This is a genomic window from Neobacillus niacini (genome assembly GCF_036961885.1).
In the GTDB taxonomy this organism is placed as follows: domain Bacteria; phylum Bacillota; class Bacilli; order Bacillales; family Cytobacillaceae; genus Neobacillus; species Neobacillus niacini_H.
The window spans coordinates 41,588-58,734 of the sequence record NZ_JBALNQ010000002.1 but is presented as its reverse complement, the minus strand read 5'-3'; the positions used below and the strand labels follow the sequence as shown (position 1 = coordinate 58,734).

Genomic DNA, 17,147 nt, shown 5'->3' with positions numbered 1-17,147 from the left:
CATCCCGCAGGAGTCGAGCTCCTTTCGCTCCAATCAACAGGTTCCAAAATCAACAGTATCCATTTACAAAACCAAAGTGTAAAAAATTATCGAATCACTAAATTGGGTTTCTTTTTCAAGCTGTGGCGTCCTTCGACAAATCGGACCGTACCAGATTTGGCACGCATAACGACGGAGTGAGTAGACCCATAAGCACCCTTAAATTGAACACCACGAAGCAGTTCTCCGTCGGTTACACCGGTTGCTGCAAAAATGGCGTCATCACCCTTCACAAGGTCTTCCATGCGAAGGACCTTATTGACGTCTAGACCCATTTTTATACAGCGCTCCAATTCAGCATCGCTCTGTGGTAATAGTTTACCGATGATTTCACCGCCAAGACATTTTAAGGCAACGGCTGAGATCACGCCTTCCGGTGCTCCCCCAGAGCCAAATAGAATGTCCACGCCAGTGTCATCAAAAGCGGTATTTATCGCCCCTGCAACGTCACCATCATTGATCAATTTAATACGGGCACCCGCTTCACGAAGCTGTGCAATGATATGTTCATGTCGTGGACGATTTAAAACAGTAGCCACAACATCGCCAATGTCTTTGTTTTTCGCTTTCGCAACTGCTTTTAGATTATCAAGTACAGAAGCATTGATATCGATAAGCCCCACTGCTTCAGGACCCACCGCGATTTTTTCCATGTACATATCTGGTGCATGAAGCAGGTTACCATTATCCGCAATAGCAAGAACCGCTAACGCATTCCAGCCGCCAGCTGCTAAAATATTGGTACCTTCAAGGGGGTCCACAGCTACATCGACTCGAGGTCCGAAGCCTGTCCCAAGCTTCTCACCGATATAAAGCATTGGAGCCTCGTCCATTTCGCCTTCACCTATGACAACGGTTCCCTTCATCGGAATTGTGTCAAATACATCGCGCATCGCTGAGGTTGCAGCACCGTCTGCTTCATCTTTTTTCCCGCGTCCCATCCAGCGTGCTGAAGCAAGTGCAGCAGCCTCCGTCACGCGAACTAGCTCCATAGATAGACTTCTCTCCATATTCTAACTCCCCCAATATTTATTTATACCTTTAAGAATATCATTAGTATAACATATTAGGGAGATTAGTATAGCATATTTACGTATTTTTCAACTGTTCCACTTCATCTTTTGTTAAAGCTTCACGCCAAACCGTTGCACCTAAACCATTTAATTTTTCAACAAGCTGGCTATAGCCTCGATCGATATGCTCAAGGCCCGTTACTTCGGTAATTCCCTCTGCCATTAAACCTGCAATGAACAGCGCCGCTCCAGCTCGAAGGTCACTAGCCTTCACCTTGGCGCCTTGAAGATTGATAGGTCCGCTAATAATCGCAGAGCGGCCTTCGACTTTAATATTGGCATTCATTCTTCTTAATTCATCAATATGTTTAAAACGGGCACCATATATCGTATCGGTTACCACACTCGATCCTGTTGCTTTTGTTAACAGCGTTGTAAATGGCTGCTGCAGATCCGTTGGAAAACCTGGATAAACAAGGGTTTTTATATCAACAGACTTTAGCTTTTCTGAGCTGCTGACAAATACCTGGTCGTCGCCTGTTTCGATTTTCACGCCCATTTCTCGAAGCTTGGCTATCAATGATTCTAAATGCTGTGGAATCACATTGTCGATCAGTACGCCATCACCCATTGCAGCACCTAAAATCATATAGGTTCCAGCTTCAATTCGGTCAGGAATAATTGTATGGCGGCAGCCATGGAGACTATCAACCCCATCAATCCGGATGACATCTGTTCCTGCACCTTTTATTCTTGCACCCATATTCGTTAAAAGGGTCGCCACATCAATGATTTCCGGCTCTTTCGCGGCATTTTCAATAATCGTCCTGCCCTTTGCCCGTACCGCTGCCAGCATGATATTAATCGTTGCTCCAACACTAACCACATCCAGGTAAATTCGCGCGCCCCGCAGTTCGTCCGCACGCAAATATATCGCTCCCTGTTCATTGGTTATTTGAGCACCAAGCGCCTCAAAGCCCTTAATATGCTGATCAATCGGCCTTGGTCCAAGATGACATCCACCCGGTAAACCGATGACGGCCTTTTTAAAGCGGCCGAGCATCGCCCCCATCAGATAGTAAGAGGCACGAAGCTTCTTCACTTTTCCGTTTGGCAATGGCATCGAAATCATCGACGATGGGTCAACCGTCATATCAAAATCATCGGAAAGCTCAACTTTACCGCCAATTTCTTCGAGCAGGTCCTTCAATATCTCTACATCGGAAATATCCGGCAGCCCTTCAATTGTTACCGGTGACTCTGCTAAAATGGTTGCTGGTATCAACGCAACTGCACTGTTTTTTGCACCACTTATTCTTACGGTTCCCTTAAGAGGGTATCCGCCCGCAATTTTAAGTTTTTCCATGTTCGACTCCCTTCTACGCCATTGGGATGGACTTTATTATTTTTTTATTATAGTATAAACCATTAATTTCCAATAGCAAATTACATAAACCGACAACTTGTCTATCATCTAGTTTACACCAATAATTTATTTTTATTGTATAAATCTGAAAAAAAGTTTTAAAAACTGGAAAATTTAAGCATTCCGGCATACTTCTCTATACAATTGAAACCGCCCACTCGTTAAAGGGACGGTTTCAATTACTGCTTTTTTTCATGATGATAAATCTATGTCGAGTTTTGTCTAGCTGCAACGCCTATTCAATCAAGACGCATCCGCTATTCGTTTTATGCTCTGCCTGCTGAACCGAATTCGCGCATTTTGCCGATTACAGTTGCTTTGATCGCATCACGAGCTGGACCTAAATATTTACGTGGATCATACTCTTCCGGCTTCGCTGCTAATGCTTCACGAACTGCCTTTGCAGAAGCGATTTGGTTTTCAGTATTAACGTTAATTTTAGCTGTTCCAAGTGAAACAGACTTTTGGATATCATGTGTTGGAATTCCAGTTCCACCGTGAAGTACAAGTGGAAGACCAGTCGCTTTTCCGATTGCTTCCATCTCAGGGTAACCAAGCTTTGGCTCACCTTTGTATGGTCCGTGTACGGAACCTAATGCAGGTGCAAGGCAATCAATACCTGTGCGCTTAACAAGCTCTTCGCACTCTTTAGGATCTGCATAAATAACGCCTTCAGCGATAACATCGTCTTCTTGACCGCCAACAGTTCCTAATTCTGCTTCAACGGATACACCTTTTGAATGAGCGTATTCAACTACTTTTGAAGTAATTTCTACGTTTTCTTCAAATGGATGATGTGAAGCATCAATCATTACAGACGTAAAGCCAGCATCAATCGCTTCTTTACACTTTTCAAAGCTTGAACCGTGGTCCAGGTGAATCGCAACAGGAACGGTCACTTTGTAATCTTCTAATAAACCTTCTACCATTTTAACGATTGTTTTAAAGCCGCCCATATAGCGAGCTGCCCCTTCAGAAACACCAAGAATGACTGGTGATTTTTCAGCTTCAGCAGCCTGAAGGATTGCTTGAGTAAACTCCAGGTTATTTAAGTTAAATTGCCCAACAGCGTAACCCTCTTCTTTTGCTTTAATGAGCATTTCTTTCATAGAAACTAAAGGCATTTTATTTCCTCCTAGGTATAGGTTATTTATCTCCTCTTATTTAGGGCTTTCCTATTAAGGATTTCCTACGAAATTGCTGATTATGTATTATCGAGAAAGATAAATGGACCAGTAAAAGTTCATAAGTATCATACCAAACAAGTTCACAAAATACCAATAATGAAGACTAGTTTTTTAAACGTTCACAATGAAAGCGAAACCATTTCTATGGTATCGTTTTCTTTGGAAAAAGTGATTAATTGGCGTTTTGTGGTATGTGTTTTCGAACAGCCGCACGGATATCATCAATATCGAATGGCTTCGCGAAATGAGTAATTGCTCCGAGATTCTTAGCCTCTTGAATCATATCCAATTCACCATAGGCGGTCATAATAATAACGCGAATATCAGGATTAATGACCTTCATTCTTTTTAAAATTTCAATACCATCCATACCAGGGATTTTCATATCTAATAGGACGAGATCTGGGTCATGCTTCGTAACAATCTCTAGTGCCTGAATTCCATTTGCTGCCTGAAAGGTTTGATACCCTTCCTTTGAGAATACCTCATTTAATAAAATCCGAATCCCAAATTGATCGTCAACAATTAAAATTTTTTCTTTCATAACTCCACCTCTTCCACCCTATTTTACAATTGTTTATCTCTATTACTTCCACATTAATTCTTCGACATCTATTTAAAAATCCCTTTATTTATATGTAGGTAATTTGTGGTAATTGTCTTTTATTTTTATATAGCTATAATAACTTTGAGAAGGAGGGGTTTTTTTGTTAAAAATGTTTACAACCCAGTTAACTGGGTTATTTAAAAAAATTTCTGAAAAAGAAGAGTTTTCCTTCGAGGATGGAGCCCGTCTCCTTGCCCAAGGGCAAACGATTTACCTTTTAGGATTTCAGGAAATGAAGGCCGTTGAGTTTGAAGCTTTGGAAAGTGCGGAACCATTAAAAGGCGCGAAGGTGTTAATGAATATTGAAGAATTGTCTAGCGCCGACAGGGTTCTATTATTTTCGCGAACCTCTAGTGATGATGAGGCGATAGAATGGGCTTCGAAACTTCAGGAGTTGGGCATCCCATTTGTTGCTGCATCGACAGTGGTTCCAGATGGCAAATTAGCGGAACTGGCAGATGTTCATATTAATTTACAGCTGACTAAAGGATTGTTACCCGATGATTTTGGAAATCGTTACGGATATCCAGCTTCGATGGCAGCTTTATTCGTTTATTATGGATTAAAGTTTACGATTGATGAGATATTTGCGGAATATGATTGATGTTTGCTGAATATAATTGGAGTTTGCGGCCTTGAATAGAGGCCGCTTTTTTGTTTTGGACATTTTTGGATGGGTTATGGATATTTTTCAATGAGTTTTGGACACTTTTTTCGGGGTTTTGGACATTTTCAGATGAGTTTTGGACACTTTCCAGTGGGTTATGGACATTTAGACATTTTCTGGAAAAACCACACCAAAAAAATAGCCAGTTCCCGTCAAGAGAACTGGCTGTCGTTTATTTTTCTAAAGTAGCTTTTATAAAGTCACGGAATAGCGGTTGTGGACGAGTTGGTCTTGAGACAAATTCCGGGTGGAACTGTGACGCCACAAACCACGGATGGTCTGTAAGCTCAATGATCTCGACGAGACGGCCATCTGGGCTTGTCCCAGAGAACACAAATCCGGCATCTTCCATTTCTTGACGGTAATGATTGTTAAACTCATAACGGTGACGGTGACGTTCATAAACCACTTCGTCTTCATAAGCGTCAAACGCCTTGGTTCCTTCCACTAAACGGCATGGATAGAGGCCAAGTCTTAAGGTACCGCCTAAATCCTCTACATCCTTTTGCTCTGGAAGTAAATCGATGATTGGGTGCTGTGTTTCCGGTTCAAACTCGGCAGAATGGGCATTTTGGTAACCTAGAACATGACGAGCAAATTCAATTGTTGCCAGCTGCATACCTAAGCAAATGCCAAGGAAAGGCTTCTTCGTTTCACGAGCATAGCGGGTTGCTTGAATTTTGCCTTCAATCCCACGATCCCCGAAGCCGCCAGGAACTAAAATACCATCAACATCATGCAATAGTTCATCAACGTTCTCTGCAGTCACATGTTCCGCATTAATCCACTTAATATCAATGTCCGCGTCAAATGCATATCCTGCATGCTTCATCGCTTCGACAACAGAAATATACGCATCCTGAAGTTCAACATATTTGCCGACAAGACCAATACGTGTTTTCTTAGAAAGATTCATAACCTTATCAACGAGAGCTTTCCATTCTGTCATTTCTGGTTCCGGTGTTGTCAACTTCAAGTGGTCACAAACGATTTGGTCCATATGCTGCTCTTGAAGCGCCAGTGGAATTGAATATAGGGTATCCGCATCACGACACTCAATCACTGCCTTCGCATCGATATCACAGAACAAAGCAATTTTATCCTTCATATCTTGTGAAACTGGCATTTCGGTACGAACAACGATGATATTTGGCTGAATCCCAAGGCTGCGAAGCTCTTTAACACTATGCTGTGTAGGCTTGGTCTTCATTTCGCCCGCTGCTTTAATGTAAGGGATTAGCGTACAGTGAATGTACATGACATTGGAGCTGCCAATATCACTCTTGATTTGACGGATGGCTTCCAAGAAAGGTAGTGACTCAATATCCCCTACCGTTCCGCCGATTTCAGTAATAACGACATCGGCATTGGTTTCATTGCCAGCACGGAAGACACGGTCCTTGATTTCATTCGTGATGTGCGGGATAACCTGAACGGTTCCGCCTAAATAATCGCCGCGGCGTTCCTTGCGCAATACAGTAGAATAGATTTTCCCAGTGGTCACGTTACTGTACTTATTTAGATTAATATCGATAAAACGTTCATAGTGTCCTAGGTCTAAATCCGTTTCTGCGCCATCACCAGTGACAAATACTTCACCATGTTGATACGGACTCATGGTTCCAGGGTCCACGTTAATGTAGGGGTCAAATTTCTGAATCGTAACGCTTAATCCACGATTCTTTAATAAACGGCCTAAAGAGGCTGCGGTAATTCCTTTTCCTAACGATGAAACCACACCGCCAGTTACAAAAATATACTTCGTCATAAAATATCCTCCTCTAATTCAGTTTGTACAATCAATTGTTGTTTATGGCTTCTTTTTATAAAAAAAATTTTAAAAAGCAAAGAAGTCTCGGCCAAACGCCGAAAGAGCTGTGTATCCTATCATGATTCCCGACAAAATAAAAAAAGCACCCACCCACACAAAATGTAGGGGAGCGCTTTGTAAGCTAATTATGATCCGTTCCTTTTTTAAGGAGCCCAAAAGTGATTGTACAAGTGCAGGATAAAAAAGTCAACCCCTATAATAGGTCGTCTTCTTCCTCTACTTCATCGATATCTTCTTCTTCCTCATCGAGTTCCTCGTCCAGGTCCTCTTCGGCATCAAGTTCGAATTCATCATCATCATCGACGACATCATCGTCTTCATCGATATCATCCACATCATCGAGGTCATCAAGAAGATCGTCTTCATCCTCATCAAGAAGGTCATCTTCATCGACAAAGTCATCAAGTTCATCAAAGTCGTCTTCAACATCCTCAACATCATCAAAGTCGTCTTCATCGACAACCTTTTTCGCCTTTTTCTTCTTAGGTTTAATAACAGTAACGACCTCTTCCTCCTGTGTATCGATTGGATACCAGACGCGAAGGCCCCAGCGGTTATCTCCTAACGATAGAAACCGGCCATCAATATTTATATCTGTATAAAATTGTGCAATCCTTGCTCTAATTGACGCCTCGGTGATCTCCGTTGATGCAGCAATTTCTTTAATTAAATCGTTAAACGCAATCGGTTGTTTGCTATTTTTTAGAAATTCATACGCCATCTCAATAAGGGAAAGCTCTTTTAATTGCTCTTTTGAGAAACTTTTTAAACTCAATATTGGCACTTCCTTTCACTATTTAACACTCTATGTATGGAGTGATAACGGGCAAGCTTATGTCTAGCATATGCTAGTTTTTTGACATATTCTTCATTATAAACAATATTCTCCCGTTTATGCTAGTTCAATCTATTGTTTTGCTTGATTTTTTCGCAATCTTTCTGGCAGTCATCTGGTTTATTTTCCTTTTTTAGCATTTTCAATTCTTTTATTGCCTTGACGAGGAAGAAGATTGCTAGGAGTAGAAAGGAAATTGCCCCTAATTGGTGTTGATAGAGATAATATAACGGCCAAGCTGCTATGATTAAAACCAATAACGTATGATTCGTCTTCATCTGTCAACACCCACCTCGGGATCGATTGATATATGCTCATCTATTATATAAGAAAAATAGGCAAGATAAGTACTAGTTGAAAAATTATTTTTTCAATAAAAACAATGGCTCAAAAAGCAGCTGCTTTCAAAGCCATTGTCATTGGATCCAATTTACATATTCCTGCGGTACTGACCGCCTACTTCGTATAGTGCTTTTGTGATTTGGCCGAGGCTGGCTACTTTTACGGTTTCCATTAATGCGGCAAAGATGTTTTCATTGTTAACGGCAGCTGCTTTTAACCGCTCTAGTGCGTTTCCAGTTTCGGCTGCGTGCGTTTGTTGGAAGGCGCGCAGGTTGGTGATTTGCAATTCCTTTTCCTCGTAGGAAGCTCGGGCCAGCTCCATGCTGTCAATGTCTTCTGCTGACGGAGGATTCGGATTTAAATACGTATTCACCCCGATAATTGGCAGTTCACCGGTATGCTTCTTCATTTCATAGTACATCGACTCATCCTGAATCTTACCGCGTTGATACTGGGTTTCCATCGAACCAAGGACACCGCCACGGTCATTTAAACGTTCAAATTCCTGGAGAACAGCTTCCTCCACCAGGTCGGTCAGTTCTTCAACAATAAACGACCCTTGAAGTGGATTTTCATTTTTCGATAAGCCATGCTCGTTGGTAATAATCATCTGAATCGCCATCGCCCGGCGAACCGATTCTTCTGTTGGTGTCGTAATCGCCTCGTCATAAGCATTGGTATGAAGCGAATTACAATTATCCTGCAACGCCATCAACGCTTGTAACGTAGTCCGAATATCATTAAAGTCAATTTCCTGAGCATGCAGAGAGCGACCAGAGGTTTGAACATGATACTTCAGCTTTTGACTTCGTTCACTCGCACCATATTTATCTCTCATCACCGTTGCCCAAATTCGACGGGCCACCCGGCCAATCACCGTATATTCTGGATCCAAGCCATTCGAGAAGAAGAAGGATAGGTTTTGCGCAAAGTCATCAATCTTCATGCCGCGGCTTAAATAATACTCAACATACGTAAAACCATTGGAAAGCGTAAAGGCTAACTGCGAAATTGGGTTCGCCCCTGCTTCAGCAATATGATAGCCAGAAATCGAAACGGAATAATAGTTGCGCACCTGAGTATCAATGAAATATTGCTGGATGTCACCCATCATCCTCAGGGCAAACTCTGTTGAAAAAATACACGTATTTTGACCTTGGTCTTCTTTTAAAATATCCGCCTGTACTGTTCCACGAACAGTCCGTAACGTATAAGCCTTCACCTCTGCAAATTCCTCAACACTTAACACGCGTCCAAGTTCTGCCTCTTTTTTCTTCACCTGCTGATCAATCGCCGTATTCATAAACATCGCTAAAATAATCGGTGCCGGACCATTAATCGTCATCGAAACCGATGTTGACGGGTGGCAGAGGTCAAAACCGTCATAAAGCTTCTTCATATCGTCAAGCGTACATACATTGACGCCGCTCTCACCAACTTTTCCAAAAATGTCTGGACGATAATCCGGATCCTCGCCATACAAGGTCACCGAGTCAAACGCTGTACTTAACCGTTTGGCATCATCATCCTTTGATAAATAGTGGAAACGGCGGTTCGTTCGTTCCGGCGTCCCTTCTCCAGCAAACTGACGTTTTGGATCCTCCCCTTCACGCTTGAATGGGAATACTCCAGCCGTATACGGGTAGGCACCTGGCACATTCTCACGATAAACCCAGCGCAGGATTTCACCGTAATCTTTATAGCGCGGCAGAACGACCTTAGGAATATCAATCCCTGACAGACTCTTGGTTTTCAACACGGTAATAATTTCTTTGTCACGAATGCGGGTGACAAATTTGTCGGCCGCATAATCTGCTTTTGTTTTTTCCCAGCCAGCAAGAATTTTTTTCGACTCAGGCGTTAATTTCTCTTCCGTAGACTGCTTGATCGCTTCCAAGGAAGCAAGAACTTCAGCATTTGCTTCCGTCTCCTTGACCGCAGCAATCGCCCCTTCAAGCTGGAACAATTTTCGCGAAATATTCGCCTGCTCCTCTGCTTTTGCATGATAACGGCGAACGGTTTCCGATATTTCCCGAAGGTAATAGCGGCGGTCGGTTGGAATAATGACATTTTGTTTTTCCACTAATGCAAACTTCGTAAAAGAAGTAACCCAATCGCTGCCCAGCCTCTCATTTACTTTTTCAATTAACGCTGCAAACAAGGCGTTCGTTCCTGGGTCATTAAATTGGCTGGCAATCGTCCCGTATACCGGCATGTCACTAGGGTCTTTTTCAAACAGCATATGGCTGCGCTGATATTGTTTTTGAACCTGGCGCAGCGCATCCTCAGAGCCCTTACGCTCAAATTTATTGATGACAATCAAATCAGCAAAGTCAATCATATCAATCTTTTCGAGCTGTGAAGGGGCCCCGAACTCGCTGGTCATCACGTAAAGGGAAACATCGCAAATCTCGGTGATTTCCGCATCTCCCTGGCCGATTCCACTCGTTTCGACAATCACAAGGTCAAATCCAGCTGCCTTCACAACCTGGACTGCGTCTTTTATAGCCAGCGATAGCTCCGATTTGGAAGATCTCGTTGCCAGACTCCGCATATAAACATTCGGGTGGAAAATTGCATTCATCCGAATTCTGTCACCTAACAGCGCACCGCCCGTTTTTTGCTTCGTCGGGTCAACCGATAGAATCGCCACCTTTTTTTCCGGAAGTTCATTGATAAACCGGCGGATCAATTCGTCCGTCAGCGAGCTTTTTCCAGCACCGCCCGTACCGGTAATACCCACAACCGGAATTTTCTTCGATAACGATTTTACCTTTTCCAGCATGCTTTCGGCTGCAGCCGCCGCTTCACGATTATTATCAACATGGAGTTCTGCGAGCGTGATCAATTTTGAAATCGCATTAACATCCCCTGCAGGCAGCTTTTCAAGATGCTCCTTATGATCAGCCGTAACCGTCGAAAAATCACACTCCGCAAGCATCCGATTAATCATTCCCTGCAGCCCCATCGTCCGCCCGTCATCTGGCGAAAAAATCCAGGCAATCCCGTACTCATGAAGCTCCTTAATCTCGCGCGGGATAATTACACCGCCGCCGCCGCCATAAATACGGATGTTTGGCGCACCCTTCTCCTTCAGCAAATCATACATATACTTAAAATATTCGACATGTCCGCCTTGATACGAAGAAATCGCAATCCCCTGTGCATCCTCATGAATCGCCGCATTGACAACCTCCTCCACCGAACGGTTATGCCCAAGATGAATGACCTCGGCCCCACTCGCCTGAAGAATTCTCCTCATAATATTGATTGAAGCATCGTGGCCATCAAACAAACTCGACGCCGTCACAAAACGAATATGGTGCTTCGGTTGATAAACCCCCGTTGTACTCATATGTCTCCCCCTTTGATTTGAAAAAGCCCTTTTTTTGAAAATGAACCCATGGTTGTTTTTCCGACATTATTTCGTCATGATACTGTCCTTTTGCACCTGACTAATTCCGTTAATCCCCGAAAACAGCAGCTCCGTCTGCAAAACAATATATTCTTCTAATGTATAAAGCTTTTGTAATGCCCAGCGGCGGAAGCTCCACATCTGCCCCTCAACAATAATCGTGTGGGAAAGGATTTTTATTTGTTTGGGCGTTAAGTTCAATTCACCATTCTCCACACAAAGGGTGATTAGTTTTTCGAACATCGCCGCCATTTCATTTTCCTTTTTCAACACATAGGGCAGGGCATCCTTGGTGAGCGACTTTGCCTCTTGATACATCACCAAAACTTCCGCCTGCATTTCATCAATGACCCGAAAATAATTGGCAATCCCAAGCTTCAGGCTCTCAAGTGTGCCTTGCTTGTGCTCAAGATCCTCCTGAAGCCGCTCGCTCACATGATCATAAATACTGTCGCAAACTAAGTAGAGCACATCTTCCTTTGTCCGAATATACTCGTATAACGTCCCAATGCTAAAGCCTGCTGCCTTGGCAATTTCCCTAGTCGTCGTCCGGTGAAACCCCTTTTCTTTAAAAAGTGAAACCGCCCCTTTGATCATCTGATCACGCCTTCTTTGTACAAGGCGTTCATCTTTAACCGAAGCCTGCACTTCACGCTTTTTCATCCTTTTTTCCGCCCTTTGTTCAAAGTCATGCACTGGCTATTTCGTATTCATTTGATAGATTACGAGGCACGTTACTTCGTAATCATCCTAGAAATAACAAGTCGTTGGACTTCCTGTGTTCCTTCATAGATTTGCGTGATTTTTGCATCGCGCATGAATCTCTCGACTGGATAATCCTTTGTGTAGCCGTAGCCGCCAAATACCTGCACGGCTTCCGTTGTCACTTTCATGGCCGTATCGCCAGCAAATAATTTAGACATCGCCGATTCCTTGCCGTACGGCAGACCCTCAGACTCAAGCCATGCTGCTTGATAGGTTAATAGTCTTGCTGCTTCAATGTTTGTCGCCATATCCGCAAGCTTAAAGCCAATCCCTTGGTTCGCCGCAATCGGCTTACCAAACTGGTGACGTTCTCTCGCATAGTCAACCGCAGCGTCAAGCGCACCCTGGGCAATGCCTACCGCCTGCGCCGCAATGCCATTGCGTCCGCCATCAAGCGTCATCATCGCAATTTTGAAGCCATCGCCTTCTTCACCAAGTCGGTTGGTGACAGGCACCTTACAATCTTCAAAAATAATTTCCGTGGTTGGTGAGGAACGAATGCCGAGTTTCTTTTCCTTTTTGCCAACCGAGAAGCCCGGAAAGTCACTTTCAACGATGAATGCCGTGGTTCCCTTTTGTTTGCTTGATGGGTCCGTTAAGGCAAACACGACATAAATATCCGCAACACCGCCATTGGTAATGAAAATTTTTGAACCATTAAGGACGTAGTGATCGCCATCGCGCTTTGCCGTCGTTCTCATGGCGCCTGCATCCGAGCCGCTGCCTGGCTCAGTTAATCCGTACGCTCCGATTTTCGTTCCCTCCGCCATGGGACGAAGATATTGCTGCTTTTGCTCTTCGGAACCAAATTTATAAATCGGCCAGCCAGCTAACGAAGTATGTGCGGATAACGTAACCCCAGTTGATGCGCAAACACGGGAAAGCTCTTCAATTGCGATACAATACGCTAAGTAATCGCTGCCAATTCCACCGTACTCCTCTGGCCACGGAATTCCTGTTAAGCCAAGCTCCGCCATCTTGTCAAAAATCTCGCGATCAAAGCGCTCCTCCTCGTCACGCTCAGCTGCTGTAGGTGCGACCTCATTTCTAGCAAAATCTCGAACCATTTTCCGAATCATTTCATGTTCTTCCGATAAGCGAAAATTCATTATATTTTCCTCCTCCAAGGTTAGGTTCCTTCTTTTTAAAAAACGGACAGTTCCTGGACAAAAGCGGACAGTTTCTACACAAAACCATACAGCTTCTACACAAAACCGTACAGCTTCTACAAAAAACTGTACAGCTTCTACAAATCAAAGATATTTACTTATCACAATCCGTTGTATCTCACTGGTTCCTTCATAAATCTCGGTCACTTTTGCATCGCGGAAATAGCGCTCGACTGGGTAATCCTCTGTATAACCATAGCCGCCAAACACCTGAATCGCTTCCGTCGCTGTTTCCATCGCTGTCTTTGATGCAAATAATTTGGCAACTGATGCTTCGAGCCCACACTTTAATCCTTGTGCACGTAGGTCCGCCGCCCGATAGAGTAATAATCTAGCAGCTTCCACGTTCGTCGCCATATCCGCAAGTTTAAAACCAATTCCTTGTTGGGCCGCAATCGGCTTGCCAAACTGCTGACGTTCTTTTGCATACTCCACCGCCGCACCCAGCGCAGCCTCGGCAATCCCTAACGCTTGAGCAGCAATCCCAATCCGGCCAACATCGAGGTTTGCCATCGCAATTTTAAAGCCATCTCCTTCGTTACCTAAAAGATTTTCGACTGGAACTCGCATGTCCTCGAAGGAAAGCTGAACCGTCCTCGAGCCATGGAGTCCCATTTTATGTTCATCCTTGCCAATCACAAGGCCAGGTGATTTTTTTTCTACAATAAAAGCAGAGATTCCTTTGCTGCCTAGCTCCGGATTCGTTGAAGCAAACACGATATACACATCTGCCTCACCGCCGTTGGTAATAAACATCTTCGACCCGTTGATGACATAGTGATCATCCTTTTTTACTGCGCGGGATTTCATACTTTTCGCATCAGATCCCGAACCTGCTTCCGTTAAACAAAAGGCCGCCAAATACTCGCCTGACGCCAGCTTCGGAAGAAATCGCTGCTTCTGTTCGTCCGTACCAAAGTACAAAATGGGGTTCGTTCCAACGGATGTATGTACCGAAAGGATGACACCAACCGTTGCGCTGACCCGGGACAGTTCATTTATCGCAATGATATAAGAGACAAAATCCATCTCTGCACCACCGTATTCCTGCGGAACAGGAATCCCCATCAAGCCGAGCTCACCCATTTTCCGAAGAATCTCGCGCGGAAACTCGCCCTGTTCCATTTTTTCTATAAACGGCACAATCTCACTATTGGCGAAATCGCGAACCATTTTTCGCATCATTTCTTGCTCTTCTGAAAATCTAAGATTCATAGTAGTTTGACCTCCAAACTATTCGTAGGTATAGAAGCCTCGACCTGATTTCTTGCCCAGCCAACCTGCTTTCACATACTTGCGGAGTAGCGGACATGGACGGTATTTCGTGTCACCAAAGCCTTCATGAAGGGTTTCCATAATATACAGGCATGTATCGAGGCCAATAAAATCAGCTAGCGTCAGCGGCCCCATCGGATGGTTCATCCCAAGCTTCATGACTTCATCAATCGCTTCTTTAGTTGCCACGCCCTCATATAGGGTATAGATCGCTTCATTGATCATCGGCATCAGAATTCGATTCGAAACGAATCCCGGGAAGTCATTGACCTCAACAGGAACCTTGCCCAAAGTCTTCGTCATATCTTCAATCACTTGGTAAACCTCATCAGCTGTTGCCAAACCACGAATGATCTCAACGAGCTTCATCACCGGAACCGGGTTCATAAAATGCATCCCGATTACCTTTTCTGGTCGGTTGGTGGCTGCCGCAATCTCCGTGATCGGCAGCGATGAGGTATTACTGGCTAAAATCACATCTGGCGGCGTGATTTCATCTAACTGCTTGAAGATTTTCGTCTTGATTTCCATATTTTCAACCGCCGCTTCAATGACGAGGTCGACCTCACGGGCATCATTCAGGTCCGTGGACGCGGTAATCTGATTGAAAAAATCTTGTTTTTGCTCTTCTGTCAGCCTGCCTTTTGCTACATTCCGTGCAAGGTTTTTACTGATAACCCCTAAGCCGCGCTCGACAAATTCCGGCTTAAGGTCATTAAGAAGCACCTGATAACCTGCCTGCGCACAAACTTGTGCAATCCCGGAGCCCATTTGGCCAGCTCCGATGACCATAATCTTCTCAACCTTCATGTGTTCCCCTCCAATTGGGGCTTGAAATCGTTCAAGCCCCTTTTTTTTAAAAAAACTCTATCTGGTTTTCATGACGTTTTTGAGTTTTGGACACTTTTTATCGGCTTTTGGACATTTTCCCTTGGGTTTTGAACACTTTTCTCAGCGTTTTGAACATTTTTCCCGATGTTTTGGACATTTTTCAGCCCGTTTTGGAAATTTAGACATTTTCTGGAAACCATTTTCTCCAAATATACAATTTATGGTAACTAATTACCCTGCATATACAATTTTCGGAAATCAATCACCTTACATTTAGACATTTTTCCAGAACCAATTACCTCATTTAGACATTTAATTTATCTCAATCAATTATCCTCTTGGCACCTCAATCATTACCGCATCACCCTGGCCGCCGCCGCTGCAGATGGCAGCAATCCCAATTCCGCCGCCACGGCGCTTTAACTCATGCATTAACGTGATGATGATTCGGGCGCCGCTTGCTCCGATTGGGTGGCCCAATGCGACCGCACCGCCGTTGACATTAACCTTTTCTGTATCAAGATTGGCAATTTTTCCACTTGCTAACACAACGGCAGCAAAGGCTTCATTGATTTCAAATAGGTCGATTTCCTCCACTGTTCTTCCGGTCTTTTTCAATAAGCTGTTGATAACAAGTCCTGGTGTTTGCGGGAAATCCTTTGCTTCGACGGCAACCGCTGCATGACCAAGGATAATCGCTTCCGGCTGTCGGCCTTCGCGCACTGCTCGCTCTTCACTCATGATTACCAATGCGGCCGCACCATCATTGATTCCAGGAGCATTCCCTGCTGTAATCGTTCCGTCTGCATTAAAAACAGGTGCTAATTTTGAAAGTCTTTCAATGGAGGTGTCTTTTCGTGGTGATTCATCATGCTTGACGACAACGGGTTCCCCTTTACGCTGCGGGACGGTAACAGGCACGATTTCTTCTGCAAAAATTCCATTTTCGATTGCGGCAACGGCCCGGTCATGACTTCTTAAAGCCCACTGATCCTGAGCTTCACGGCTAATTTCCATTTCTTTTGCCGTGGAATTCCCATATGTCCCCATATGAACACCGGTAAAGCTGCAGCTTAAGCCGTCATGAATCATTAAGTCCTTCACCGATGAATCACCCATTTTTAAGCCCCAGCGAGCTTTTGGTAGAATATATGGCGCGTTGCTCATCGATTCCATGCCGCCTGCAACAATTACTTCTTCATCGCCAGCGCGGATGATTTGATCGCCTAACGTAACACTTCGCATTCCTGACGCACAAACTTTATTAATGGTTTCTGTTTTCACTTCCCATGAAAGGCCCGCTTCCCTTGCTGCTTGGCGTGAGGGAATTTGCCCCTGGCCGCCTTGTAAAACCGTCCCCAAAATCACTTCCTGGACATCATCAGGATTTACGCCAGCGCGCGCGATGGCTTCTTTGACGGCAATACCGCCAAGCTGTGAAGCAGTCAGGCTGCTGAGTGCCCCGCCAAATTTTCCAAATGGTGTTCGAACTCCGCTTAAAATTACACTTCTCCCCATTTAAAACACTCTCCCCTTCGATATTGACTGAACGCTCGCTCGAAATAGTAATAAAAAAATTTAAACAATTGAAAACGTTTTCTCATCCACTATCTATTTTACATAAAAAGAAGCAAAAGTTGAAATATTTTACACAAAATTCTTAAGATTTTATGAATTCGGTTAACAAATCAACTTTTGCTTATAAAATAAGCTGCTTTAAACTTGACTGTTGATTTGCGCTACAG

At 44.0% G+C, this 17,147-nt stretch carries 14 protein-coding genes; 1 reads left to right on the top strand and 13 read right to left on the bottom strand.

Going from position 1 to position 17,147, the window contains the following annotated elements; all coding sequences use genetic code 11:
- Positions 1-86: 86 nt before the first annotated feature.
- From glpX to V7124_RS01665, 4 genes are all read right to left on the bottom strand, one after another.
- Entirely contained in the window at positions 87-1,049 is a 963-nt protein-coding gene (gene glpX, locus V7124_RS01680; RefSeq protein ID WP_335415288.1) for a class II fructose-bisphosphatase, read from the bottom strand.
- A gap of 79 nt (positions 1,050-1,128) precedes the next feature.
- Positions 1,129-2,418 (bottom strand): UDP-N-acetylglucosamine 1-carboxyvinyltransferase, encoded by a 1,290-nt coding sequence (locus V7124_RS01675; RefSeq protein WP_335415285.1) that lies wholly within the window; start codon positions 2,416-2,418, stop codon positions 1,129-1,131.
- A gap of 326 nt (positions 2,419-2,744) precedes the next feature.
- Positions 2,745-3,602: a class II fructose-bisphosphate aldolase gene (locus V7124_RS01670; RefSeq protein WP_335415281.1), complete on the bottom strand. Its 858-nt coding sequence runs from the start codon at positions 3,600-3,602 to the stop codon at positions 2,745-2,747.
- 235 nt (positions 3,603-3,837) lie between these two features.
- A complete protein-coding gene (locus V7124_RS01665) occupies positions 3,838-4,209 on the bottom strand; it encodes a response regulator (RefSeq protein ID WP_335415278.1) in 372 nt (123 codons plus the stop codon).
- A 163-nt stretch (positions 4,210-4,372) separates the two neighbouring features.
- On the opposite strand from V7124_RS01665, the gene V7124_RS01660 reads away from it, so the two are divergent.
- Complete coding sequence (locus V7124_RS01660; RefSeq protein ID WP_335415275.1) at positions 4,373-4,876, top strand: DUF2529 domain-containing protein; 504 nt, start codon at positions 4,373-4,375, stop codon at positions 4,874-4,876.
- 235 nt (positions 4,877-5,111) lie between these two features.
- Here the strand turns inward: V7124_RS01660 and V7124_RS01655 are convergent, their stop codons facing one another.
- From V7124_RS01655 to V7124_RS01615, 9 genes are all read right to left on the bottom strand, one after another.
- Entirely contained in the window at positions 5,112-6,707 is a 1,596-nt protein-coding gene (locus V7124_RS01655) for a CTP synthase (RefSeq protein WP_335485288.1), read from the bottom strand.
- A 256-nt stretch (positions 6,708-6,963) separates the two neighbouring features.
- Entirely contained in the window at positions 6,964-7,545 is a 582-nt protein-coding gene (rpoE, locus tag V7124_RS01650; protein ID WP_335415270.1) for a DNA-directed RNA polymerase subunit delta, read from the bottom strand.
- A 122-nt stretch (positions 7,546-7,667) separates the two neighbouring features.
- A complete protein-coding gene (locus V7124_RS01645; protein WP_335485285.1) occupies positions 7,668-7,883 on the bottom strand; it encodes a hypothetical protein in 216 nt (71 codons plus the stop codon).
- 152 nt (positions 7,884-8,035) lie between these two features.
- Positions 8,036-11,302, bottom strand: a complete 3,267-nt coding sequence (gene icmF / locus V7124_RS01640; protein WP_335415264.1) for a fused isobutyryl-CoA mutase/GTPase IcmF — start codon at positions 11,300-11,302, stop codon at positions 8,036-8,038.
- Between the two features lie 66 nt (positions 11,303-11,368).
- On the bottom strand, positions 11,369-12,025 hold the full coding sequence (locus V7124_RS01635; protein ID WP_335485282.1) for a TetR/AcrR family transcriptional regulator: 657 nt from the start codon (positions 12,023-12,025) through the stop codon (positions 11,369-11,371).
- A 71-nt stretch (positions 12,026-12,096) separates the two neighbouring features.
- Complete coding sequence (locus tag V7124_RS01630; RefSeq protein WP_335485280.1) at positions 12,097-13,236, bottom strand: acyl-CoA dehydrogenase; 1,140 nt, start codon at positions 13,234-13,236, stop codon at positions 12,097-12,099.
- Positions 13,237-13,380: 144 nt separating this feature from the next.
- Positions 13,381-14,511, bottom strand: a complete 1,131-nt coding sequence (locus V7124_RS01625) for an acyl-CoA dehydrogenase (RefSeq protein WP_335485278.1) — start codon at positions 14,509-14,511, stop codon at positions 13,381-13,383.
- 18 nt (positions 14,512-14,529) lie between these two features.
- On the bottom strand, positions 14,530-15,381 hold the full coding sequence (locus V7124_RS01620; RefSeq protein WP_335415255.1) for a 3-hydroxybutyryl-CoA dehydrogenase: 852 nt from the start codon (positions 15,379-15,381) through the stop codon (positions 14,530-14,532).
- Between the two features lie 351 nt (positions 15,382-15,732).
- On the bottom strand, positions 15,733-16,920 hold the full coding sequence (locus V7124_RS01615) for an acetyl-CoA C-acetyltransferase (protein ID WP_335485274.1): 1,188 nt from the start codon (positions 16,918-16,920) through the stop codon (positions 15,733-15,735).
- Positions 16,921-17,147: the final 227 nt, after the last annotated feature.

Bases quoted from the DNA above. Each gene is read 5' to 3' on its own strand.
- glpX (WP_335415288.1), bottom strand. From the start codon at position 1,049: ATGGAGAGAAGTCTATCTATGGAGCTAGTTCGCGTGACGGAGGCTGCT.
- V7124_RS01675 (WP_335415285.1), bottom strand. From the start codon at position 2,418: ATGGAAAAACTTAAAATTGCGGGCGGATACCCTCTTAAGGGAACCGTA.
- V7124_RS01670 (WP_335415281.1), bottom strand. From the start codon at position 3,602: ATGCCTTTAGTTTCTATGAAAGAAATGCTCATTAAAGCAAAAGAAGAG.
- V7124_RS01665 (WP_335415278.1), bottom strand. From the start codon at position 4,209: ATGAAAGAAAAAATTTTAATTGTTGACGATCAATTTGGGATTCGGATT.
- V7124_RS01655 (WP_335485288.1), bottom strand. From the start codon at position 6,707: ATGACGAAGTATATTTTTGTAACTGGCGGTGTGGTTTCATCGTTAGGA.
- V7124_RS01645 (WP_335485285.1), bottom strand. From the start codon at position 7,883: ATGAAGACGAATCATACGTTATTGGTTTTAATCATAGCAGCTTGGCCG.
- icmF (WP_335415264.1), bottom strand. From the start codon at position 11,302: ATGAGTACAACGGGGGTTTATCAACCGAAGCACCATATTCGTTTTGTG.
- V7124_RS01635 (WP_335485282.1), bottom strand. From the start codon at position 12,025: ATGAAAAAGCGTGAAGTGCAGGCTTCGGTTAAAGATGAACGCCTTGTA.
- V7124_RS01630 (WP_335485280.1), bottom strand. From the start codon at position 13,236: ATGAATTTTCGCTTATCGGAAGAACATGAAATGATTCGGAAAATGGTT.
- V7124_RS01625 (WP_335485278.1), bottom strand. From the start codon at position 14,511: ATGAATCTTAGATTTTCAGAAGAGCAAGAAATGATGCGAAAAATGGTT.
- V7124_RS01620 (WP_335415255.1), bottom strand. From the start codon at position 15,381: ATGAAGGTTGAGAAGATTATGGTCATCGGAGCTGGCCAAATGGGCTCC.
- V7124_RS01615 (WP_335485274.1), bottom strand. From the start codon at position 16,920: ATGGGGAGAAGTGTAATTTTAAGCGGAGTTCGAACACCATTTGGAAAA.